The organism is Mesorhizobium sp. M0938 (assembly GCF_040319125.1).
Lineage (GTDB): Bacteria > Pseudomonadota > Alphaproteobacteria > Rhizobiales > Rhizobiaceae > Mesorhizobium > Mesorhizobium robiniae.
Map to the genome: position 1 here is coordinate 173,120 of NZ_JAMYNS010000002.1, position 21,250 is coordinate 194,369.

Here is a 21,250-nt window from a genome sequence, read left to right on the forward strand (position 1 = left end):
CATGGCGCCGCCACTTCTCAATCTCGACGGGATAAAACTGACCTTCGGTGGCACACCGCTGCTCGACGGGGCGGAGCTGACGGCGTCGGCGGGCGACAAGATCGCTTTGGTCGGCCGCAACGGTTCGGGCAAGTCGACATTGCTGAAGATCGCTGCGGGATTGATCGAGCCGCAGGATGGCGAGGTGTTCCGCCAGCCTTCGGCGACAGTGCGCTACCTGCCGCAAATGCCCGACATGGACGGTTTCGCCAGCGTCCGCGCCTATGTCGAGGCGGGGCTCGGACCCGCTGACGATCCTTACCGTGCCACCTACTTGATGGAGCACCTTGGCCTGTCCGGCGAGGAACGGCCGGGCGATCTGTCTGGCGGCGAGGCGCGGCGCGCCGCCCTTGCCCGTGTCATGGCGCCGGAGCCCGACATTCTTCTCCTCGATGAGCCGACCAACCATCTTGACCTCCAGGTTATCGAATGGCTGGAGGAGGAGCTTGCCCGCACCTCTTCGGCGCTGATTGTCATCTCGCACGACCGTCGCTTCCTCGAGCGCGTATCGCGCGCCACCATCTGGCTCGACCGCGGCCAGACCCGCCGGCTGGACAAGGGCTTTGGCCATTTCGAGGAATGGCGTGACACCGTGCTGGAAGAGGAAGAGCGCGAGCAGCACAAGCTCGGCCGCCAGATCGTGCGCGAAGAGCACTGGCTGCGCTATGGTGTGACGGCAAGGCGCAAGCGCAACATGCGCCGGCTCGGCGAGTTGCAGACCATGCGCCAGCGCTTTCGCGGCCATCGCGGCGCCGAGGGCGCGGCGACCATGGTGGCAAGCGACGCCGCCGAATCCGGCAAGCTGGTCATCGAGGCCAAGAACATCGAGAAAAGTTTTGGCGACCTCACCGTGGTGAAGGGCTTCTCGACCCGCATCCAGCGCGGCGACCGTGTCGGCTTGGTCGGGCCGAACGGCGCCGGCAAGACGACGCTCTTGAAGATGCTGACCGGTGAATTGAAGCCGGACTTAGGCATGGTGCGGCTCGGCACCAATCTTGAGATCGCCACGCTCGACCAGAAGCGCGAGGCGGTCGATCCGGCCGAAACGCTGGCGCAATACCTCACCGACGGGCGCGGCGAGAACCTTGTCATCAATGGCGAGCAGCGCCACGTCGTCTCCTATATGAAGGATTTCCTGTTCAAACCGGAACAGGCGCGCACGCCGGTGCGTGAGCTTTCGGGCGGCGAGCGGGCACGGTTGCTGCTGGCTCGTGTTTTGGCGCGGCCGGCGAACCTTCTGGTGCTCGACGAGCCGACCAACGATCTCGACATGGAGACGCTGGAACTGCTGCAGGAACTGGTCGCCGGTTTTGCCGGTACTGTCATCCTGGTCAGCCACGACCGCGATTTCCTCGACCGCACCGTGACCAGCCTGATTGCACCTGATGGCGATGGCCGCTGGATCGAGTATGCCGGCGGCTATTCGGACATGCTGGCGCAACGCGGCGGCACCAGGTTGGACGACCGCAGGGCGCGGACGAAGCCTGAAATTGGTGACGCGGTGCCGGCAAGAAAGGCTGAGGCGTTGCCGAAGGGCCCGGCAAAGAAACTGTCGTTCAAGCAGAAATTCGCGCTGGAATCACTGCCCAAGAAGATCGAGGCGATGACGGCCTCGATCTCACGGCTGGAGGACAATATCGCCGACCCGGCCTATTACGAACGGGACCCGGCCTCATTCCAGAAGACCATTGCCGCCCTCGACAAGGAGCGCGCCACGCTGGCAGCGCTCGAGGAGGAATGGCTGGAGTTGGAGATGCTGCGCGAGGAGATGGAGGGGTAAAACGCTTCGCCGTTGCTCCAACACCAAAATGCGCATACATTATGCGCATGCTGCGGAGGTTATCATGCGAAAGATAGCTATGAATGCGGTTCGTCAGCCGGCAAATCTGTCGATCGACTCAAAGCTCATGAAAGAAGCCAAGGGGCTCGATGTGAATGTCTCGCGCGCCGCGGAAGCCGGCATTGCAGAGGCAGTAGCCGCCGAAAAGACACGGCTGTGGAAGCTTGAGAACCGCACAACGATAGATGCGTGGAACGAATATGTCGAAAAACACGGCATTCCACTGGCAGAACATCGGCAATTCTGATGGCGCGGTATGACGTCTTCGCGGTTAGCATTGAAGGCGGCTATCTCCTCGACGTCCAGGCCGATCTGCTCGACCATTTTAAGACCCGGGTGGTCGTCCCGCTTCTGCCGGCTGCGACGGCGCCATCGCCAATGCGAAAGCTTCATCCCATTTTTGAGATCAATGGGCGGAAATTGGTCATGGCGACCCATTTGATCGCCACGGTTGCAGCGACTGAACTAGGCGAAAGCCGACTGAATCTGACGAGGCACCACGACGACATTGTGGCCGCGCTCGACATGCTGTTCCAAGGCTTTTGAACCAAAGGAGCGTTGAGCCGGCGGACCGGCCTCAGCCCGCCGTCTTTGTTTGCCAGGCCTTCAGCGCCTCATCGAACACTTTTTCGCCGGGAATGCCCTTTTCCATGGTGAGCAGCGCCCGCCGCCCGGTCTTGTAAACGACCGGCACGTCGATCCAGTTCTGGCCCCGGAGCAGGGTCAGATTGGCGTCTTCATCGGCCTTGGTGTCGTTGAGAGCGACTAGGAAGAAGCCGTCGGCGATCTTGGCCGGAATGCCGATCAGCGGGCTGCCGGCATCCTCTTCGGAACCCTTCATGGCAACGCGCAGGATGTTGTCGACGCCGCCGCCGTCAAAGCCGTCGGGTGTCAGGAAGATCATCTCGATGATGTGGCTGGCGGGCAGCGTCTGGTCGGTGTTGCGGCGGATGGTCATGCGCAACTGCACGTCCTTTCCGGGAATGGTTGCCTCAGCGCGGATTGCCGGTTCGGGCGGCAGATTGCCGCCGGGCGATTCCTGCACCAGCGACCAAACGATATTGCCGGGCTCGGCCGAGCCTTGAGCGGTGCTGGTGCGCTCCTCGTAGAAGATCGCCTTCTGGCCGACCGCGAGCGCAGGCTCCACTGGTGCAACTGGTGTGGCACCCGGGGCCGGCGCTGCCGGGGCGGCTGCGCTATCGGGCGGTGCTGCTCCATCGGCAGGCGGTGTCGCAGGGGCTGCGCCCGGCGTGGCGGGCGCTGCCGTGGCTGGCGTATCGCCGGCCGGCGCAGCAGGCGCAGGAGCGGCCGGCGGCGGCGTGGTCAGTGCTGCGACGGATTCACCCTCTCCGATGCCGCTTTGACCTGAAGCGGGGCCGGGATCGACCTCGCCGCCCTCGGGCGTCAGGCGCTGGGTGAACTTTGCGCCTTCGGCATCAGTGGGAGCCGCTGCGGCAGGAGGCCTTGCCGCAGCATCGGTAGCCGGCTCGGCCGGGGCAGGCTTTACCAGCGGTTCGATCGTTGCGACTTCGGTGCTGTTGAGACCCAGCATATCGCTGAACGCGTCCTTGTTCAGCCAAATGCCGTAGCCACCGCCGGCAACGACGAGCAGAGCGACGACAGCGGCGATCAGCCCGCCATAGCTGCGCTTGCGCTCGGCAGGACGCAGACGCGGAAAGGTGTCCGCCGCCGGTTCCTCCTCGTTGGAAAAGACATCGCTTCTAAAGACGTCGCCCTTTTCGTCCGCCGCTGGAAAATCCCTGTCCGAAGGCACCGGATCGATGCGCTCTGGAGGAGAAGCAACGGACGGCGGCTTTTGCCAGTTCGGCGCGGCTTTGGCGGCAGGCGTCGGCTGCCATGCCGGCTCGGCCTTTGCCGGCTGCCGGACATGGCTGGGTTGGTTCTTGTTGCGGTCGATGGAGGAGAAGATGTCTTCCAACTCCGCCAGCGGATCGGATGGCGGCGCAGGCTTGACATACCCTCCCTCGACCTTGGCGATGGCGTCTTCCAGCGTACGCATCTGCCTGTCGACGTCAGAAGGCGACATCGCGGTCTTCTCTGCGAGTTGTTTCGCGATTGATGAACGGGCTCTGTCATAGACTTTGGCGCGCATCTCCACCGATGGCTCACCGAGCTTGTCGAGCGCGTTTTTCAGAATAGCAACTAAATCTGCCATGCTTCAGTCGACCTGCATTTCGTTTCTGGGCCGGCCCCCGCAAATCGGCCGCGATGCCCGGAACGGCTGAGAATCTAGTCTTGAAACGGATCGGTCACAAGTATTGTGTCGTCCCGTTCAGGGCTGGTGGAAAGGAGTGCGACCGGCGCGCCAATCAGTTCCTCGATATGGCGGACATATTTGACTGCCTGCGCCGGTAGATCGTTCCAGCTTCTGGCGCCGGCGGTGGTGCCTTTCCAGCCCTCCAGCGTCTCGTAGACCGGTTCGACGCGCGCCTGCGCACCCTGGCTGGCCGGCAGATAGTCGATCGCCTCGCCGTCGAGGCGATAGCCGGTGCAGACCTTGATTTCGTCCAGCCCATCGAGCACGTCGAGTTTGGTCAGAGCGATGCCTTTGATGCCGTTGACGGCGACGGCCTGGCGAACCAGCACGGCATCGAACCAGCCGCAGCGACGCTTGCGGCCGGTGACGACACCGAACTCGTGGCCGCGCGTGCCGAGGAACTCGCCGATCTCGTTCTTCTGTTCGGTCGGGAACGGACCTTCGCCGACACGCGTCGTATAGGCCTTAGTGATGCCAAGCACGTAACCGATGGCACCGGGGCCGACCCCGGATCCGGCAGCCGCCTGACCGGCGACCGTGTTGGACGAGGTCACGAACGGATAGGTGCCGTGGTCGATGTCGAGCAGCGTGCCTTGCGCGCCCTCGAACAGGATGCGTTCGCCGGCGCGGCGCTTGTCGTCGAGGATCTTCCAGACACGGTCCATATAGGGCAGGATCTCGTCGGCGACGGAAATCAGCTCACTCATGATCGCGTCATGCGTGACTTCGGCATGGCCAAGCCCGCGGCGCAGCGCATTGTGGTGCGTCAACAGCCTGTCGACCTTCAAGGGCAGCGTTTCCAAATCGGCCAAATCCATCACCCTGACCGCGCGCCGGCCTACCTTATCCTCGTAGGCAGGGCCGATGCCGCGACGGGTCGTACCAATCTTCGTTCCGGAATTGGAAGCGGCGTCTTCGCGGAATCCGTCCAGCTCCCGGTGCAAGGACAGGATTAGCGCGGTGTTTTCGGCTATTTTCAGGCGCTCCGGCGTCACCTCGACGCCCTGTGCCTTCAACTTCGCCACTTCCGCGACGAAAGCGTGCGGATCGAAGACGACGCCATTGCCGATGATGGACAGCTTGCCTTGCCGCACCACGCCGGACGGCAGCAGCGACAACTTATAAACCTTGCCGTCGACGACCAGCGTATGGCCGGCATTGTGGCCGCCCTGGAAGCGCACGACGACGTCGGCGCGTTCCGACAGCCAGTCAACGATCTTGCCTTTGCCTTCGTCGCCCCACTGCGAGCCGACGACCACCACATTGGCCATGTTTCTTTTCCCTTGAGACGCCGCTCGGGACGGCTTGAAATGGTTCGAAACGACAGGCTTCTATCGCATCGGCTCGAAAATCGGAATCGATTTTCGGAAAGCACGGTACGAACATTCAAGCCTTGAGGCGCGTACTTTGTGCGCCCAAGTGGGCGCACGTCGCTCTATACCGTCAAGACCCGGCGAGTGCGACCATTCTTTGCCGCCGAAAGTGCCCTCAGGCACAATAATTTTCGCCTTTGACATCATTTACTTGAACGGATCACCGCAATGGGTCGGCAATGACCCTTCGCCTGCCTTCCCCGGCTGGAAATTTCGCGATGCATCGAACCGCCTATCTGTTCCTGTTGTTCACCACCTTGCTGTGGGGAGGCAACTCCGTGGCCGGCAAGCTGGCGGTCGATCACATTTCGCCGATGACGCTGGTCTTCCTGCGCTGGATTCTGGCCGTTCTGATCATGCTGCCGATCGGTTGGAGAACACTGCGCGAGGACTGGCCGGTGGTGCGCAGGCATTGGTTGCTGCTTGGCGGGCTCGGTGCTTGCGGCTTCACCTTTTTCAACGCGATTTTCTACACGGCGCTCAACTACACGACGGCAATCAACGTTTCGATCGAGCAGGCGGCGATACCGATCGTCATCATCCTCGCCAATTTCGTGCTGTTTCGCCTGCGTGTGAACCGGGTGCAGATCGCCGGCGTCATGCTGACGATCATCGGGGTCGCGCTGACCGCAAGCCATGGCGATCTGCGCCAGCTTCTCAAGCTGGATCTCAATTTCGGCGACGCCATCATGCTGGGTGCCGTGCTTTGCTACAGTTTCTATTCGGTCGGACTGCGGCTGAAGCCGGCCATACGCTGGCAGAGCCTGATGCTGGCGCTGTCGATTGCGGCACTTGCCACCTCGCTGCCTTTCTTCCTGTGGGAGGTGGCTGCGGGAAAGGTCATCGTCCCCGATGCACGCGGCTGGGCGGTTGCATTCTACACTGCGATCGGCGCCTCGGTCGTCTCGCAGATCTTCTATATCAGGGGCAACGAACTGATCGGCGCCAACCGGGCCGGGTTGTTCATCAACCTGGTGCCGATCTTCGGCACGCTGCTTTCGGTGCTGATCGTCGGCGAGACATTCCAACTCTATCAGGGACTGGCCCTCGTCCTGGTGCTCGGCGGCATCAGCCTCGCCGAATACAGCGGAAGGAAGATGGCGTTTTAGCCGGCGAATGTTCGCCACAGGATGAGGATGAGCAGTCCAGAGCTTGCCGGCGTCCCATGGTAAACCAAGACCTCACAGCAATGATCAGGTGAATATCCAAAACAACTAATGTATTAAGAGACTGATTGTTAGTACGACTGTATTAAGGATAGGACCATTGCAATATACGGCGGCAACGCCAAGAGATTGACTTTTTCACCTTTCGGGACTCATCTCGCCACTGCCAGTTTAGCTGAGTTCGGTGAAATGGAGACGATCATGAATCTTCGAATGCTTGCGGCGCTTGTCGTTGGTTTTGTCGGCTTGGCAGCCTTTCCTCTATCGGCCTCCGCAGCCACCGCCTACACCACCACGACATTGAATGTACGAAGCGGCCCCGGCCCCGGCTATGCAAGGGTCGCGACGCTGCCGGCCGGCCACAGGGTGACGGTGTTCGATTGCGAAGGGAGCTGGTGCTCGGTTCGCGCCGCTGGGATACGAGGCTGGGCCAGTGCAAACTATCTGGACCGCGCCTATGTCTCCCGGCCGATCATCGTGCAGCCGCAAATTGTCATTCGCCCACCCCATCATCGTCCGCATTGGTCGCACAGACCGCCCCGGCCACACAGGCCGCGTCCGCCGCGCCCACCGCGGCCTCACAAGCCACAGTGCAAGATCGCGCCCGGCTTCTCCTGCAAGTAACAACAGCCAGGTAATTGAATCGAACCGCCCCTCGTGCCTTCCAAGGCATGCGGGGCGCGTGTGCAGATGCGTTGCTTCGGATCGCAGCCGGCCAGAAGGAAGTAGATGCTCGACGGCCGTGATCGGCCGTCAAGCGATCAGGTCCGATTTTCTCTCACACGCTGGCCACATCGAAATGCAGCCTCTTGGCAGAATCGATCGACTTGTGCGCCCGCACCTGTTCCAGCACGCTTTCCGGGAACGGCGCATCGAGATAGAGAAGCGCAATGGCGTCGCCGCCAGGCCGGTTGCGGCCGAGCTGGAAGTTGGCGATGTTGACGCCGTTCTCGCCGCAAACTGTGCCGAGCAGGCCGATAATGCCAGGCGCGTCGGCGTTCGTCGTGTAGAGCATGTGCTGGCCGACCTCGGCATCGAGATTGATGCCCTTGATCTGAATGAAGCGCGGCTTGCCGTCCGAGAAGCAGGTGCCTGCGATCGAGCGTGTCCTGTGCTCGGTCTTCACGGTCAGCTTGATATAGCCGTCGAACACGCCCGATTTGTCACGCTTGACCTCGGCGACGATGATGCCGCGCTCCTTCACCATAATCGGCGCTGACACCATGTTGACGTCCGAGACCTGCGGCCGGATCAGCCCGGCAAGCGCGGCGCTGATCAACGCGCGCGTGTTCATCGTCGCGGTCGAGCCGTCGAACAGGATTTCGACCTCCTTGATCGGGTCCTCGGTGACCTGGCCGACAAAGGCGCCGAGCACCTCGGCCAGCTTGACGAAAGGTTTCAGCCGCGGCGCTTCCTCGGCGGTGATCGACGGCATGTTGATGGCGTTGGAAACCGCGCCCTTGATCAGGTAGTCGGCCATCTGCTCGGCGACCTGCAGGGCGACATTCTCCTGCGCCTCCATCGTCGACGCACCGAGATGCGGCGTGGCCACGACATTCTCCATGCCGAACAGCTCGCTTTTCTCCGCCGGTTCGACCTCGAATACGTCGATGCCGGCGCCCGCCACCTTGCCGCTTTTCAAGGCAGCGATCAGATCGGCCTCGACGATCAGCCCGCCACGCGCGCAGTTGATGATACGCACGCCGGTCTTCATCTGGGCGATCGCCGCGGCGTCGATGATGTTGCGCGTTTTGTCGGTCAGCGGTGTGTGCAGGGTGATGAAATCGGCGCGGGCGAACAGCTCGTCGAGTTCGACCTTCTCGACGCCGAGTTCCTCGGCGCGGCTGTCCGACAGGAACGGGTCGAAGGCGATGACGTGCATCTTCAGGCCGACGCCGCGCGTGGCGACGATCGAGCCGATATTGCCGCAGCCGATAATGCCCAGCGTCTTACCGGTGATCTCGACCCCCATGAAACGGTTCTTCTCCCATTTGCCGGCATGGGTCGAGGCGTTGGCTTCCGGTATCTGGCGGGCCAGCGCGAAGATCATCGCGACGGCATGCTCGGCGGTGGTGATCGAATTGCCGAAGGGCGTGTTCATCACGATGATGCCCTTGCGGCTCGCCGCCGGGATGTCGACATTGTCGACGCCGATGCCGGCGCGGCCGACCACCTTGAGCCTGGTGGCCGCGTTGATCAGCTTTTCGGTGACTTTGGTCGCCGAACGAATGGCGAGGCCGTCATACTGGCCGATCACTTCGAGCAGCTTTTCCTTGTCCTTGCCGAGATCGGGCAGATAGTCGACCTCGATGCCGCGGTCTTTGAAGATCTGCACGGCGGTGGTGGAGAGTTTGTCTGAGACGAGAACGCGGGGCGCCATGGCGACCTCCTTCAAATGGGATTTGATCCGTTTGGAAATGGGCGGCCCGAGGGGCCGCCACGGGAATACTCAGGCGGCCGCTTTGAGCGATGCTTTTTGCGCGGCAAAGGCCCAGTCGAGCCACGGCAGCAGCGCTTCGAGGTCGGAGGTCTCGACCGTCGCCCCGCACCAGATGCGCAGGCCGGGCGGCGCGTCGCGATAGGCGCCGATATCGTAGGCGACGCCTTCCTTGTCGAGCGCCGAGACGATGCCCTTGGCGAACGCCGCTTGTCCGTCGGCATCAAGTGCCGCGACTTGCGGGTCGGTGAAGGAAAGACACACGGACGTGTTCGACCGCGTCGCCGGGTCGGTGGCCAGATGGCCGAGCCACGAGGACTTGTCGACGAAGCCGTCGAGAACGGCGGCATTTGCGTCGGCGCGAGCAATCAATGCCTCGAGCCCGCCGATCGACTTTGCCCAATTGAGTGCATCGAGATAGTCCTCGACGCATAGCATCGACGGCGTGTTGATCGTTTCGCCCTTGAAGATGCCCTCGATGAGCTTGCCGCCCGACGTCAGGCGGAAGATCTTCGGCAGCGGCCAGGCCGGCTTGTGGTTTTCCAGCCGTTCGACGGCGCGCGGACCGAGGATCAGCATGCCGTGTGCGCCCTCGCCGCCCAGCACCTTCTGCCAGGAGAAGGTGACCACGTCGAGCTTCTGGAAATCGAGCCTTTGTGCAAAGGCCGCCGAGGTGGCGTCGCAGATGGTCAGGCCGCGGCGAGCGTCCGGAATGAAATCGCCGTTCGGCACACGCACGCCTGATGTCGTGCCGTTCCAGGTGAAGACCACGTCGCGGTCGAAGTCGATTTTTGCCAGGTCCGGCAGCGCCCCGTACCCGGCTTCGATCCTGCGCACGTCGGCGAGCTTGAGCTGCTTGACCACGTCGGTAACCCAGCCGGAGCCGAAACTCTCCCAGGCGACCATGTCGACGCCGCGTTCGCCGAGCAGCGACCACAGCGCCATCTCGACCGCGCCGGTGTCGGACGCCGGCACGATGCCGATGCGATAATCTGCCGGAACCTGGAGAATTTCCCGCGTCAGCTCGATCGCCTGTTCGAGCTTGGTCTTGCCGATCTTGGCGCGGTGCGAGCGTCCGAGCGCGGCATTGGTCAGCGCCTCGACCGACCAGCCGGGACGTTTTGCACAGGGACCTGAGGAAAAATTGAGATTCGCCGGACGGAGTCCGGGCTTCGTATGCGTCGTCATCGTGGTCTATCCTTCCAGATAGTGGCCCCTCGTTGGGGAGGGGTGGCCCACGGACGGCGATATGCGTTCAGGCCTCAGGCGTCAAGGGGAAAGTTTTTGTCGCGGGGAGAACAACGGATTGTGCCTCGCGAAATAGAGGACGACCGGCAGGAAGGAGCCGCGTCCACCCAAACGAAAACGACGGGACCGAAGACCCGCCGCTCCCAAATTCAGTGTTAGGCGTTCTACCAAAGATCGTAGCGTAGCCCGAGCTTGATCTGATGGGAGTTGATCCCTTTGCGGATCGGAGAGTCTTCCAAGTCAGTCACGACTGCATATTCGGCATCCGGCGCAGATAGATACTGGTAGCCAAGGTCAACCAGTACGTTCTTGGACAGTTGGTAAGCAAGGCCAGCATTCAGCGAATACGCAAACGAATACTGCGTTTTGTTGTCGCGCAGGACAAAATCGTCTGCCGGGTTATCGGCGTCGGCATAGTCCACCGAAAGACTGCGTTTGCCTCGATAAATACCGACACCGGCGCCGACATAGGGCGTGAGGCCAACGTAAGTTCCCAGATCTACATAGCCGTTTACCATGCCGGTCCAGGCGTAGTTCTCCGCATTCGCGGAAGCAACAATGGTTCCATCGTCGAAGCCAACGGAAATCTCGTTGCCAGGCAGGTATCCGAGATTCACCTCGGCTCGAAGATAGTCGTTCAGATGATAGCCGAAGCCGATACTGGCAAAAACGGGATCCTCGCTTTCGTCATAACTTGAAGGCGTGAAAGTGAAGTCCACATTCCTGAAACTCTTTTCCGGCAAATAAGCGACATCGCCGCGCAGATACCATCCCGAACCGACTTCGACCGGCACGTAGTCCGGCGCCTGGTCGACATAGACCGGCGGATCGTAGTCGGCGCCAAGCGCCTGCGACAGCGGCGTCAGGGCGATTGCTGCAAGCGCCAGCGCTATGCGCGATTTGACTGTCATAGTCCCGCTCCCGAAGGTGGCGCCATTCGCGATTGCGAGCGCCGTTTCAGGAGGCATTGTTAACCATAGTGGTTAAGTGGGGGTTAAGGATAACAGGGTGTTAGCGAATTGATTTTGATTGGCTTTCCCGCACAAACGAAAACCGCCCGGCTTTGCCGGGCGGTCCGCAAACCTGCTGTCGAAGCGATTACTTGGTGTAGACCGGTTCGGGTTCGTAGGCGACCGGCTCGGGCTGGACACAATCCGAGTTGCCGAACTGGTAGCGCAAGCCGCCACGCACTTCGTGGATGTTGATGCCCTTGTCATAGCCAGGACCGACATTGCTGGCGAAGCCGAACATCTTACCGCCGTCGATATGACTGAAGCGGTAGCCGACATCAAGCTTGACGCGATCGGTCAAGCAGTAGGATGCGCCAGCCATGGCCGCATAGGCAAAACGCCAGCCCTTGCCGCCGGCATGCTCAAACGAGCCGTCCTCGATCGTGTTGTGGAGCTTATCCCACTTGACCCAGGCACCGCCGATGCCGGCGCCAACGTACGGCGTGATGCCGTGCCAAGTGCCGATATCGACATAGGCATTGGCGAGCAGCAGCAGCGCTGTATAGGATGAGGTGTCGACAGAAGTACAGGGATCTCCATCTTCGCAGATGCCGCTGGTCGAGCCACGGAAATCGGATTTGCTCATCCAGTCCGCCGTCAGATCGGTGCGAAAATGCTGGTTGATCTGATAACCGACGCCGGCACCGGCCGAGAAGGCGCTCTCCAGCTTGCCGCTGTCAAAGCGGCCGGTGCCGGGTGTTTCGCCGTAGGTGATGTAGTCGCCGCCGCGAAACTTCGACCAGTGATAGTCGATGTCGCCTCGAATGTACCAGCCGCCATATTCGGCCGGCTGCTCGTAGACGGCTGGCGGCGGGGCCGGCTCGATCACGGGCGGCTCGACGAAGTCGGCGGCGAATACTGGTCCGGCTACGCCCGCGAACAGCGCGGCAAATAGGGCCATTCTTGCTGTATTGAACATGCTTGTCACCCCTGAGAACCCTCGGCACAGCGAACGCGTCCGAATATGATTGGCTTCAGTTGTGGATAATGAATTGGAAAAGTTAAAAGGCGTTTAACCGTATCGCTTAACCATGAATCTCTAAATCTTTAGGATTTACGCGTCGTCCTCGTGGATGAATCGACGTACAGGAGCAACAAAAAAGCCCGCCGGCAGGCGGGCTTCTCCGACTGGCGCAAGCTGCGGAATCAGGCGGCGCTGCGCGTTTCCGAAATGATCTCGACGATGTCGTTGACGACGGCCTCGACCAGCTGCTGGTCGTCGCCTTCCGCCATGACGCGGATGAGCGGCTCCGTGCCGGATGGACGGATGACCAGGCGACCGGCCTTGCCCAGGCGGTGGCGTGCATCTTCGATCGCTGCCTTGACCGGGGCTTCCTCGAGCGGCTTGCCGCCGGATATATGGACGTTCTTGAGAAGCTGCGGCACCGGCTCGAACTTCTTCGACAGTTCGCTGACCGGCCGGTTCTGCCGTTTGATGCAGGCGAGCACCTGGAGCGCCGAGACGAGACCGTCGCCGGTCGTGGAAAAATCGGACAGCACGATGTGGCCAGACTGCTCGCCGCCGACATTCAGGCCGTGCGCACGCATGTGCTCGACGACATAGCGGTCGCCGACCTTGGTGCGGTGCAACTGCAGGTTCATGTCGCCGAGGAAGCGTTCGAGGCCGAGATTGGACATCACCGTCGAGACGACGCCGCCGCCGGCCAGCCGTCCGCTCTGATGCCAGGACTCGGCGATCAGCGCCATGATCTGATCGCCATCGACGATCGCGCCATTCTCATCGACGATGACGACGCGGTCGGCGTCGCCATCGAGCGCGATACCGATATCGGCGCGCACTTCGTGCACCTTTTTCTGCAGGCCGGCCGGATGGGTCGAGCCGCATTCCTTGTTGATGTTGAAACCGTTGGGCTCGACATTGATGGCGACCACCTCGGCGCCGAGTTCCCACAGCGCCTCGGGCGCCACCTTGTAGGCGGCGCCATTGGCGCAATCGACGACGATGCGCAGCCCCGACAGCGACATCGACCGCGGCAGCGTGCGTTTGGCGAATTCGATATAGCGGTCATGGACGCCGTCGACGCGCTTGGCGCGGCCGAGCCCGTCCGAATCGGCGAGCGCCAGGTCGATGTCCTTATCGAGCATCCCCTCGATTCGCTCCTCGATCTCGTCGGAGAGCTTGTAGCCATCCGGGCCGAACAGCTTGATGCCGTTGTCGTAGTAAGGGTTGTGCGAGGCCGAGATCATCACGCCGATGTCAGCGCGCAACGAGCGCACCAACATGGCGACCGCAGGCGTCGGAATCGGCCCGAGCAGGAACACGTCCATGCCGGCGGCGCACAGGCCCGAAACCATCGCATTCTCGATCATGTAGCCGGAAAGCCGGGTGTCCTTGCCGAGCACGACGCGGTGGCGGTGGTTGCCGCGCTGGAACGAAAGGCCAGCGGCCATGCCGACCCTCATAGCGATCTCCGCCGTCATCGGAAACCTGTTGGCGCGCCCGCGAATGCCGTCCGTACCGAAATAACTTCCTGCCATGCTAGTCAGCTTCCCGATGGTTCTTTTCCGGCACGTCATGCCACAAATTGGCCCGCGCCCTATCATCACAATGCATGATTATATGTCACCAATCCTTAGAAAATTGTTGTTTTGTGTGTTTTGTGTCACGCTAGTGTATTGATTTTCAAGTTTCCTGCTTTGCGTTCAGGAACTTCAACTCAAACCGCATCCAGATCCTTGGTGTGTGGCAGTATGGCTTTGAATTCGGAATCCGCGCGCCGTTCTGCTCCAGACCGAGGTGAATTTAGGTCCACCGCACCAGCCGGCTCGACTGGCCGTCATGTGAGGCAGTCTCCTGACTGCGAACCGCTATATACGCGCTCTCCGTGTAAATGCACCCGGAAAAACCTGACTGGGCGCCAGCACTCGGCAACGATTTCATCACCTTACTGGAAAGAATGCCCTTTCCGACACTCTTTACGCTACTTAGCATCTGGCGCAACCAGCCGTTGAGCGCTATTGCTTTGCTGGGACATATCATGAACCGCTGTAGGGAGAAAACGCATGCTCATCCATCGACTTGCCACTTTGACGGGTCTTGCCGTCGTGACCTTGTTCCTGGCGGCGCCTGCCAATGCGCTGACCATGGCAGAGTGCAGCACCAAGTATAACGCGGCCAAGGACGCCGGAACACTTGGCGGGCAGAACTGGAATCAGTTCCGCAAGGCCGAATGCGGTACGGACGCCAGCGCCACGGCAGAACCCGCCAAGCCGACGACCAAGGCGGCGGCAGCCACTGGCGATGACGCCGCGCCGGGCCTGACGGCGAAAGAGTGCAGCACCAAGTATCAGGCAGACAAGGCCGCCGGCACACTGAACGGCCTGACCTGGAACCAGTATCGCAAGACTGAATGCGCCGCCGGCGCCACTGCTGCGGCAGCCCCGGCCGCGGCAGCACCGGCTGAGACGGCAGCCGCCACCGACGATGCGGCACCGGGCCTGACGGCGAAAGAATGCAGCACCAAATATCAAGCTGCAAAGGCCGCCGGCACGCTGAACGGTATGAAGTGGAACGACTTCCGCAAGAGCGCATGCGCCGCCGGCGCTAGCGCTACGGTAGAACCCGCTGCGGCGACGACCAGCGCGGCGGCAACTGCTGACGCCGGCAAAGGCCTCAGCATGGCGGACTGCAGTGCCAAGTACCAGGCGGCCAAAACCGGCAACACGCTGAACGGCATGAAGTGGAACGACTTCCGCAAGAGCCAGTGCGGCGCCGGTGCATCCGACGACGACACCGTGCCGGCGGCCGATGAGGCGAGCTACACCAGCGACCCGGAAACACCGACCGTCAGCGCTCCCCAGGGTGTGAAGTTTCCGAAAGCGATCTCCCAGAAATACAGCACCGAAACCCCGGCCAAAGGCCGTATGCATACCTGCCTCGATCAGTACTACGCCAACAAGGACGCCAATGCGCTGGGCGGCCTCAAGTGGATCCAGAAGGGCGGCGGCTTTTACAGCCTGTGCAATGCCGCACTGAAGAGCTGATAGCTAGCAGTATCCGAAAGACGGAAGGCCCGCGAACCGCAAGGTTCGCGGGCTTTTTCTGCCCGGGCATGTTCACGCAGGTTGACTGGCCCGCTTGCGAGGCTGGCGCAGTATTTGCGAACGTCTGCGCCGCCCCTCATCTGCCTGCCGGCATCTTCTCCCCGTAAACGAGGCGAAGGACGCCACCATCGACAGTTTCGCCAATCGCCAACGTTGCAGAAAGTGCGACAAAGCTACGGCCAGCCCCTTCTCCCCGTCACTATACGGGGAGAAGTGCCCGGCAGGGCGATGAGGGGCAGCGCTGACATCTGCGATTGATCCCAACGCTGCGACCGACGGACTTTCAGCCGACCGCGCAAGCCTCTGCAGGCCAAAAACGCCGCGGTCCAAACCGCGGCGTTTCGAAATCAACCTCTTGAGCAGACCCTAGCTTGACGGCTGGGGCTCCATGCCGCCTTCGGGCTCCGGGCCCTTCTTGCGGCGGCTGCCGGACTTCGGCACGGCCGAGCCACGGCTCGGCGGTGTGTCGTCGCCGAGATCGCGGGCGGGCTTGTGGCCGGCGATCAACTGCTTGATCTCCTCGCCGGACAGCGTCTCATATTCCAGCAGCCCCTGCGCCAGTGCGATCCATTCCTTCTTTTTCTTGGTCAGGATGGATTTCGCCGTCGAATAGGCCTCGTCGATCAGCCGGCGCACTTCGGCGTCGATGATCTGCGCCGTCTCTTCCGAGACGTTCTGCGTGCGCGCCACCGAATGACCGAGGAACACTTCCTCCTGGTTGTCGCCATAGGCGACATGGCCGAGCTTGTCGGAAAAGCCCCAGCGCGTGACCATGGCGCGCGCCAGCTTGGTCGCCTGCTCGATGTCAGAGGAGGCGCCCGAGGTAATGTTCTCCTTGCCGAACTTGAACTCCTCGGCGACGCGGCCGCCCATCATGATGGCGAGGCGCGAGATCATGTATTTGTAGCTCATCGAATAGCGGTCGCCTTCCGGCAACTGCATGACCATGCCAAGCGCCCGGCCGCGCGGGATGATGGTCGCCTTGTGTAGCGGATCGGCCGACGGCACGTTCAGCGCCAGGATGGCGTGTCCGGCTTCATGATAGGCGGTGAGTTCCTTCTCGGCCTGGGTCATGGCCGACGAACGGCGCTCGGCACCCATCATGATCTTGTCCTTGGCGTCCTCGAACTCGGCCATGGTGACCAGGCGCTTGTTGCGCCGAGCCGCCATCAGGGCGGATTCGTTGACGAGGTTCATCAGGTCGGCGCCGGAAAAGCCTGGCGTGCCGCGTGCGATCACCTTGAGGTCGACGTTGGGCGCCAGCGGCACGTTGCGCACATGCACCTTCAGGATCTTCTCGCGGCCGACGATGTCGGGGTTCGGCACCACCACCTGGCGGTCGAAACGGCCGGGCCTGAGCAGCGCCGGATCGAGCACGTCGGGCCGGTTGGTGGCGGCGATCAGGATGATGCTTTCGTTGGATTCGAAGCCATCCATTTCGACCAGCAACTGGTTCAGCGTCTGCTCGCGTTCATCATTGCCGCCGCCGAGGCCGGCGCCGCGATGGCGGCCGACCGCGTCGATTTCGTCGATGAAGATGATGCAGGGCGCATTCTTCTTGGCCTGGTCGAACATGTCGCGGACGCGGCTGGCGCCGACGCCGACGAACATCTCGACGAAGTCCGAGCCGGAAATGGTGAAGAACGGCACGTTGGCTTCACCGGCGACTGAGCGGGCAAGCAGCGTCTTGCCGGTTCCGGGAGGGCCGACGAGCAGCACGCCGCGCGGGATCTTGCCGCCGAGCCGCTGGAACTTCTGTGGGTCACGCAGGAATTCGACGATCTCTTCCAGATCCTGCTTGGCTTCGTCGACGCCGGCGACATCCTGGAAGGTGACGCGGCCATGTGCCTCGGTCAAAAGCTTGGCCTTCGACTTGCCGAAGCCCATGGCGCGGCCGGAGCCGGACTGCATCTGGCGCATAAAGAATATCCAGACGCCAAGGATCAGGATCATCGGCAGCCAGGAGATGAGATAGCCGAACAGCGAATTGGAGCCGTCGGATTCGGGGCGCGCATTGATGGTGACGTTCTTGTCCTGCAGCCTCGAAACCAGCGACGGATCTCCAGGCGAATAGGTCTGGAAGCCGGTGGAGGTGTCGGTATAGGTACCGGAAATGCGCGCACCCGCGATGGTCACCGTCTTGACCCGGCCCGCCGCGACATCCTGCAGGAACTGCGAATAGGGAACATCGCTCGCTGCTCCGCGCGTCTGTGGCGTCTGGAACAAGTTAAAAAGAGCGATGAGCAGGACCGCTATGATCGCCCAGAGCGCGAGATTGCGATAATTCGGATTCATCAATTGTCCCGTTGGCGTCCGCTGGCGGACACGCGTCGTGAGAGGAAACTTGGGCCTAACATAGGGATGGCGCCCTCCCTTGCCAAGCAGAACAGCATGTCGCGGTTAAGCTTTCGCCCATGATCAACCGGCAGTGTGGCCGGTGAAAGGCATGGCTGGAACGAGCGGCGCGCCGATCAGCGCAGCGACTGTCATGGCCGGCGCCAGATCGAAGGACGGCAGGAAGCGGACAAAGGGCGCGACGACGGGCCATACCGCCATTCCTGGCAAAACCGGGCTGGCCTGCGCCGAACCAAAGCATTCGCCAGGATATTCGCTTGCGCGCCACAGCACCGGCTCGGCCGCCAGGGCCGCGCGGACAAGGCTTGGCGGCGTGCCGTCTTCGGAAATTGCCTGTTTTGCGGCACGAGCCGCGCCGAGCGGCGCGATCAAAAATGCACCTGGCCTGTCGCCCAATGTGATCCTCCGGCGGCCGTCCCAGAGAGCATTGTCCGCGGCAGGAGCAGCGGGCGGCAGGTTGCGGGTTTCGCGACGCAGGAAGATGCCGGCACGCCGTGCATCGACCACCGTCCGCGACAATGTAGCGCAAAATGGGGTAGCGCAAAATGGGGAGGCCCTCAGCCGGTCGAGCAGCGCCTCGCTGCGAGCCTGGTCGGGCAGAAAGGCAACGCCGCCGACAGTCGCCAGCAGGATGCGCAGCGCGTAAACGGCCGCAGGCTCGTCGCCGGCCGTCGCGAAACCCGGATCGAGACGGATAAGGCCGTCAGCGGGCCTGCTGGCAAATCCACGGATCAGCGCGGCCGCCCTATGGCCAAGCTGCTCACGCTCCACCGCAGCCCGCACAGCCAGCGCCACCGCGTCTTCCACGCGCTGCGCACCGTTACCCGCAGCAAGTGCTGCGCGGACACGCGGCCGCTCGAAAGCCACGTCTTCATTGGTCGGGTCTTCGGTCCAGCCGACACTCGCGCGCCGCAAGACGTCGCGCAGCGTCGCACGCCGTGTACCGAGAAGCGGCCGTGCGATCCAGATCCGCCAGTCGTAAAGGGTTGCAGGCGCCATGCCGGCTAGGCCTCGCCCCGCCTCTCGCGGCCCCTCCTGGCGCGCGTGCCGCATCAGCACGGTCTCGGCCTGGTCGTCGGCAGTGTGGCCGGTCAGGATCAGGCCGATGCCTTCCGCCTGCGCTGCCTCGGCCAGCAGCCGGTAGCGTGCCTCTCGCGCGGCAGCCGGCAGGCCGGTCGACGGCTTGCGCCCGGACCAGACCAGGATGCGGTGGGCAATGCCGCGCTCTGCGCAAAGCCTGGCCACGGCTTGCGCTTCCGCTGCCGAGCCCGACCGCAGATTGTGGTCGATCGTCACAGCCAGCAATTTCGTAGCGGGCGCGGTACGGTCGAGGTGATCTTTGAGGAGAAGGAGAAGGGCGGTCGAGTCGCTGCCGCCGGACACGGCCGCAACAGCGCCGTTGGAAAAATCGATCTTCGAAAAATCCGAAAGGTCAGGCTCGGTTTCGAGCATCAATGCATGTCGCCAACGACATGCAAGAGAAAAACTAGCACGCCGCGAGCGCCCTTTCCTGCTTGACGCGTTCCTTGAGTGCGCCTGAAACGTTGGGATAGCGCTTGCCGATCTCGCCGAAAGTGGCGCAGGCTACGTCGCGCTGGTTCAACCCGACCAGCGACACGCCGAGCTTCAGCAGCATGTCGGGAGCCTTCTTGGCCTTCGGATAGTCCTTGCTGGCGGCGAGGAAAGTCTCGGCCGCGTCGCGGTATTTCTGCTGGCCGAGCAGCGATTCACCCAGCCAGTAATGCGCGTCCGCCGTCTTGGTGTCCTTGGGGAAGCGGGCGATGTGGTCGCGAAAACCCTGTTCGGCAGTGCTATAGTCGCCCGACAGGATAAACTGGTAGGAGTTGCGGTAAAGCTCCTCCGGGTCGTCGGTGGCGGGCAGCGCCGCGACCACTGTATTGTCGGACTTGCCGGCCTGGGCGCCAGTGGCTTGGTCGCCCGTGGCTTGACCGTTAGTGGCTGGGGCGGTGCTCGGCGCCGGTGCATGAGCCTGCGTGTTGCCGTCGGCGTCGATCACATTGCCGTTCTTATCGACCGTGATGGTGCCGAATGTCTTCGGCGGCGTACCCGGGATCACCCTGCCGGGCTCGCCCGTCGGCGATTCGACGATAACGTCCTCGCCCTGAGCGCCGGCGGGCGGCGGGTCAGCATCGGCCGGGGCGTGCGTCGCCGGAGCCTCGGCGACGCTGCTGTCGGTGTTGGTCGTGGCGTCCGACTTTTTCTGCTCCGTTGGTTGCGGCGCGCCTTGCGAACCGCCTTCCAGCTGCTGGAAGCGGAACTCGTTGTCTTCCTGCTGCTTGCGGATCTGCTCCTGCATCTGCAGGACCTGGAAGTTGAGCTCCTCGATCTTGCCGTTCATTTGCCGGAGCTGTTCCTGCAGCGCGGTGGTGCCGGTGCCATCCTGTGCGAACTGAACCTGATCCGGTTTCTTCTTTTCACCGAAAATGCCAGGCTTTTCACTGAAAATGCCCGGCTTTTCGCCGAAAATGCCGAGCGTCGGCAGGTGGAAGGAAAAAACGCCCTTCGACGGTTGTTGCTCGTTGCCGCTTGCCCCGGTACTGGCAGCAAGTGCGGCGACGCCTGATACGAGCAGCAGCGCAAGCGTGCCGCTCAAGACCGATCTGAAATGCATGTGCCTCTCGCCGTGAAATTGTTAGCCTGTTGCATGCCTCCGATCCGGGTGGGACCGTCAGGCGCCTCGGCTCTTAGCAGGACGCAGGACTTCGGCCAAATTTTGTTTCAAGTTTCATATCCGGGCGCCGGACATGAAAAAGGCGGCCGGGGCCGCCTTTCGCATATATGTGTTGCATTTCTGCCGATCAGGAATTGCCGATCAAGAACCGGCGCCGCTGAGCGTGGTAACGGCGCGGCGGTTCTGCGACCAGCATGAGATGTCGTCGCAAACCGCGACCGGACGTTCCTTGCCGTAGGAAATGGTCTTCAGGCGCTGGCCGGAAACACCCCTGGCGACGAGGAAGTCGCGGGTGGCAGCGGCGCGGCGAGCGCCGAGCGCCAGATTGTATTCGCGCGTGCCGCGCTCGTCGGCATGGCCTTCGATGACGATGGCATACTGCCTATACTGGTTCAGCCACTGCGCCTGGCGCGAAAGCGTCGTCTGCGCGTCGGCGCGGATCGAGGACGAATCCGTGTCGAAGAAGATGCGGTCGCCGATGTTGACGGTGAAGTCCTGGGCCGATCCGGGCGTTGCCGCTCCGGCGCCGCTGAGACCGAGATCGGCGGCGCTGTTCGGGGTCTTCTTCGAAGCGCAACCGGCGATGGCGAGCGACGCCACCAACGCGATCATCACCGGGTTTCTGGTAAGTGCTGCGATACGGCCCATGCCGCCTCTCCTTCGCAATTCGAGTGATTTCGTTGATCGTCCAGTAACCACGTTTGGGTTAACCGGCGTTCAAGAAACACGGTTAAAATTTGGTTTCGG

At 62.2% G+C, this 21,250-nt stretch carries 17 protein-coding genes; 6 read left to right on the forward strand and 11 right to left on the reverse strand.

Translation table 11 applies throughout. The annotated features are described in order from the left end of the window. The first annotated feature begins 1 nt into the window (after position 1). From NKH73_RS03515 to NKH73_RS03525, 3 genes are all read left to right on the forward strand, one after another. Positions 2-1,819, forward strand: a complete 1,818-nt coding sequence (locus tag NKH73_RS03515; protein ID WP_352928128.1) for an ABC-F family ATP-binding cassette domain-containing protein — start codon at positions 2-4, stop codon at positions 1,817-1,819. 64 nt (positions 1,820-1,883) lie between these two features. Then, entirely contained in the window at positions 1,884-2,126 is a 243-nt protein-coding gene (locus tag NKH73_RS03520) for a type II toxin-antitoxin system CcdA family antitoxin (RefSeq protein ID WP_352928131.1), read from the forward strand. Then, on the forward strand, positions 2,126-2,425 hold the full coding sequence (locus NKH73_RS03525; protein WP_352928133.1) for a CcdB family protein: 300 nt from the start codon (positions 2,126-2,128) through the stop codon (positions 2,423-2,425). Before NKH73_RS03520 ends, NKH73_RS03525 begins: the two co-directional genes overlap by 1 nt. Positions 2,426-2,456: 31 nt before the next feature. On the opposite strand, the gene NKH73_RS03530 is transcribed toward NKH73_RS03525, so the two are convergent. Together NKH73_RS03530 and NKH73_RS03535 are read right to left on the reverse strand one after the other, a co-directional pair. Then, positions 2,457-4,055, reverse strand: coding sequence for a hypothetical protein (locus NKH73_RS03530; RefSeq protein ID WP_352928136.1), 1,599 nt, complete (start codon positions 4,053-4,055; stop codon positions 2,457-2,459). A 74-nt stretch (positions 4,056-4,129) separates the two neighbouring features. Further along, positions 4,130-5,428 (reverse strand): adenylosuccinate synthase, encoded by a 1,299-nt coding sequence (locus NKH73_RS03535; RefSeq protein ID WP_192363284.1) that lies wholly within the window; start codon positions 5,426-5,428, stop codon positions 4,130-4,132. A 320-nt stretch (positions 5,429-5,748) separates the two neighbouring features. Between NKH73_RS03535 and NKH73_RS03540 the strand changes: the two genes are divergently transcribed. Both NKH73_RS03540 and NKH73_RS03545 read left to right on the forward strand, forming a co-directional pair. Continuing rightward, the gene (locus NKH73_RS03540; RefSeq protein WP_352928140.1) at positions 5,749-6,639 is read left to right on the forward strand and encodes a DMT family transporter; all 891 of its coding nucleotides are present in this window, start codon (positions 5,749-5,751) and stop codon (positions 6,637-6,639) included. Positions 6,640-6,897: 258 nt separating this feature from the next. Next, positions 6,898-7,320, forward strand: coding sequence for an SH3 domain-containing protein (locus tag NKH73_RS03545; protein WP_352928142.1), 423 nt, complete (start codon positions 6,898-6,900; stop codon positions 7,318-7,320). Between the two features lie 154 nt (positions 7,321-7,474). Here NKH73_RS03545 and serA read toward each other — a convergent pair whose 3' ends face one another. The 5 genes from serA to glmM all read right to left on the reverse strand — a co-directional run bounded on the left by serA (position 7,475) and on the right by glmM (position 13,890). Continuing rightward, entirely contained in the window at positions 7,475-9,076 is a 1,602-nt protein-coding gene (serA, locus tag NKH73_RS03550; protein ID WP_352928145.1) for a phosphoglycerate dehydrogenase, read from the reverse strand. A gap of 69 nt (positions 9,077-9,145) precedes the next feature. Next, the gene (locus NKH73_RS03555) at positions 9,146-10,321 is read right to left on the reverse strand and encodes a phosphoserine transaminase (protein ID WP_352928147.1); all 1,176 of its coding nucleotides are present in this window, start codon (positions 10,319-10,321) and stop codon (positions 9,146-9,148) included. 224 nt (positions 10,322-10,545) lie between these two features. Next, positions 10,546-11,292 carry an outer membrane protein gene (locus tag NKH73_RS03560; RefSeq protein ID WP_352928149.1) on the reverse strand — a complete coding sequence of 249 codons (747 nt, stop codon included), beginning with the start codon at positions 11,290-11,292 and terminating at the stop codon, positions 10,546-10,548. A gap of 187 nt (positions 11,293-11,479) precedes the next feature. Beyond that, positions 11,480-12,310, reverse strand: coding sequence for an outer membrane protein (locus tag NKH73_RS03565; RefSeq protein ID WP_352928152.1), 831 nt, complete (start codon positions 12,308-12,310; stop codon positions 11,480-11,482). Between the two features lie 227 nt (positions 12,311-12,537). Continuing rightward, positions 12,538-13,890 (reverse strand): phosphoglucosamine mutase, encoded by a 1,353-nt coding sequence (glmM, locus tag NKH73_RS03570; RefSeq protein WP_126104543.1) that lies wholly within the window; start codon positions 13,888-13,890, stop codon positions 12,538-12,540. Positions 13,891-14,733: 843 nt separating this feature from the next. On the opposite strand from glmM, the gene NKH73_RS03575 reads away from it, so the two are divergent. Then, complete coding sequence (locus NKH73_RS03575; RefSeq protein ID WP_502893886.1) at positions 14,734-15,396, forward strand: hypothetical protein; 663 nt, start codon at positions 14,734-14,736, stop codon at positions 15,394-15,396. A gap of 426 nt (positions 15,397-15,822) precedes the next feature. On the opposite strand, the gene ftsH is transcribed toward NKH73_RS03575, so the two are convergent. From ftsH to pal, 4 genes are all read right to left on the reverse strand, one after another. Further along, positions 15,823-17,751 carry an ATP-dependent zinc metalloprotease FtsH gene (gene ftsH / locus NKH73_RS03580; RefSeq protein WP_065011263.1) on the reverse strand — a complete coding sequence of 643 codons (1,929 nt, stop codon included), beginning with the start codon at positions 17,749-17,751 and terminating at the stop codon, positions 15,823-15,825. 123 nt (positions 17,752-17,874) lie between these two features. Beyond that, complete coding sequence (tilS, locus tag NKH73_RS03585) at positions 17,875-19,263, reverse strand: tRNA lysidine(34) synthetase TilS (RefSeq protein WP_352928761.1); 1,389 nt, start codon at positions 19,261-19,263, stop codon at positions 17,875-17,877. Positions 19,264-19,297: 34 nt separating this feature from the next. Next, on the reverse strand, positions 19,298-20,443 hold the full coding sequence (gene ybgF / locus NKH73_RS03590) for a tol-pal system protein YbgF (protein WP_352928157.1): 1,146 nt from the start codon (positions 20,441-20,443) through the stop codon (positions 19,298-19,300). Positions 20,444-20,644: 201 nt separating this feature from the next. Continuing rightward, the gene (pal, locus tag NKH73_RS03595; protein ID WP_352928160.1) at positions 20,645-21,151 is read right to left on the reverse strand and encodes a peptidoglycan-associated lipoprotein Pal; all 507 of its coding nucleotides are present in this window, start codon (positions 21,149-21,151) and stop codon (positions 20,645-20,647) included. Between the last annotated feature and the right edge of the window lie 99 nt (positions 21,152-21,250).

Coding starts and splice junctions, on each gene's coding strand:
- NKH73_RS03560 (WP_352928149.1), bottom strand. CDS start 11,292: ATGACAGTCAAATCGCGCATAGCGCTGGCGCTTGCAGCAATCGCCCTG.
- NKH73_RS03525 (WP_352928133.1), top strand. CDS start 2,126: ATGGCGCGGTATGACGTCTTCGCGGTTAGCATTGAAGGCGGCTATCTC.
- glmM (WP_126104543.1), bottom strand. CDS start 13,890: ATGGCAGGAAGTTATTTCGGTACGGACGGCATTCGCGGGCGCGCCAAC.
- NKH73_RS03520 (WP_352928131.1), top strand. CDS start 1,884: ATGCGAAAGATAGCTATGAATGCGGTTCGTCAGCCGGCAAATCTGTCG.
- NKH73_RS03565 (WP_352928152.1), bottom strand. CDS start 12,310: ATGTTCAATACAGCAAGAATGGCCCTATTTGCCGCGCTGTTCGCGGGC.
- NKH73_RS03545 (WP_352928142.1), top strand. CDS start 6,898: ATGAATCTTCGAATGCTTGCGGCGCTTGTCGTTGGTTTTGTCGGCTTG.
- NKH73_RS03535 (WP_192363284.1), bottom strand. CDS start 5,428: ATGGCCAATGTGGTGGTCGTCGGCTCGCAGTGGGGCGACGAAGGCAAA.
- tilS (WP_352928761.1), bottom strand. CDS start 19,263: ATGCTCGAAACCGAGCCTGACCTTTCGGATTTTTCGAAGATCGATTTT.
- serA (WP_352928145.1), bottom strand. CDS start 9,076: ATGGCGCCCCGCGTTCTCGTCTCAGACAAACTCTCCACCACCGCCGTG.
- NKH73_RS03555 (WP_352928147.1), bottom strand. CDS start 10,321: ATGACGACGCATACGAAGCCCGGACTCCGTCCGGCGAATCTCAATTTT.
- ftsH (WP_065011263.1), bottom strand. CDS start 17,751: ATGAATCCGAATTATCGCAATCTCGCGCTCTGGGCGATCATAGCGGTC.
- pal (WP_352928160.1), bottom strand. CDS start 21,151: ATGGGCCGTATCGCAGCACTTACCAGAAACCCGGTGATGATCGCGTTG.
- ybgF (WP_352928157.1), bottom strand. CDS start 20,443: ATGCATTTCAGATCGGTCTTGAGCGGCACGCTTGCGCTGCTGCTCGTA.
- NKH73_RS03530 (WP_352928136.1), bottom strand. CDS start 4,055: ATGGCAGATTTAGTTGCTATTCTGAAAAACGCGCTCGACAAGCTCGGT.
- NKH73_RS03540 (WP_352928140.1), top strand. CDS start 5,749: ATGCATCGAACCGCCTATCTGTTCCTGTTGTTCACCACCTTGCTGTGG.
- NKH73_RS03515 (WP_352928128.1), top strand. CDS start 2: ATGGCGCCGCCACTTCTCAATCTCGACGGGATAAAACTGACCTTCGGT.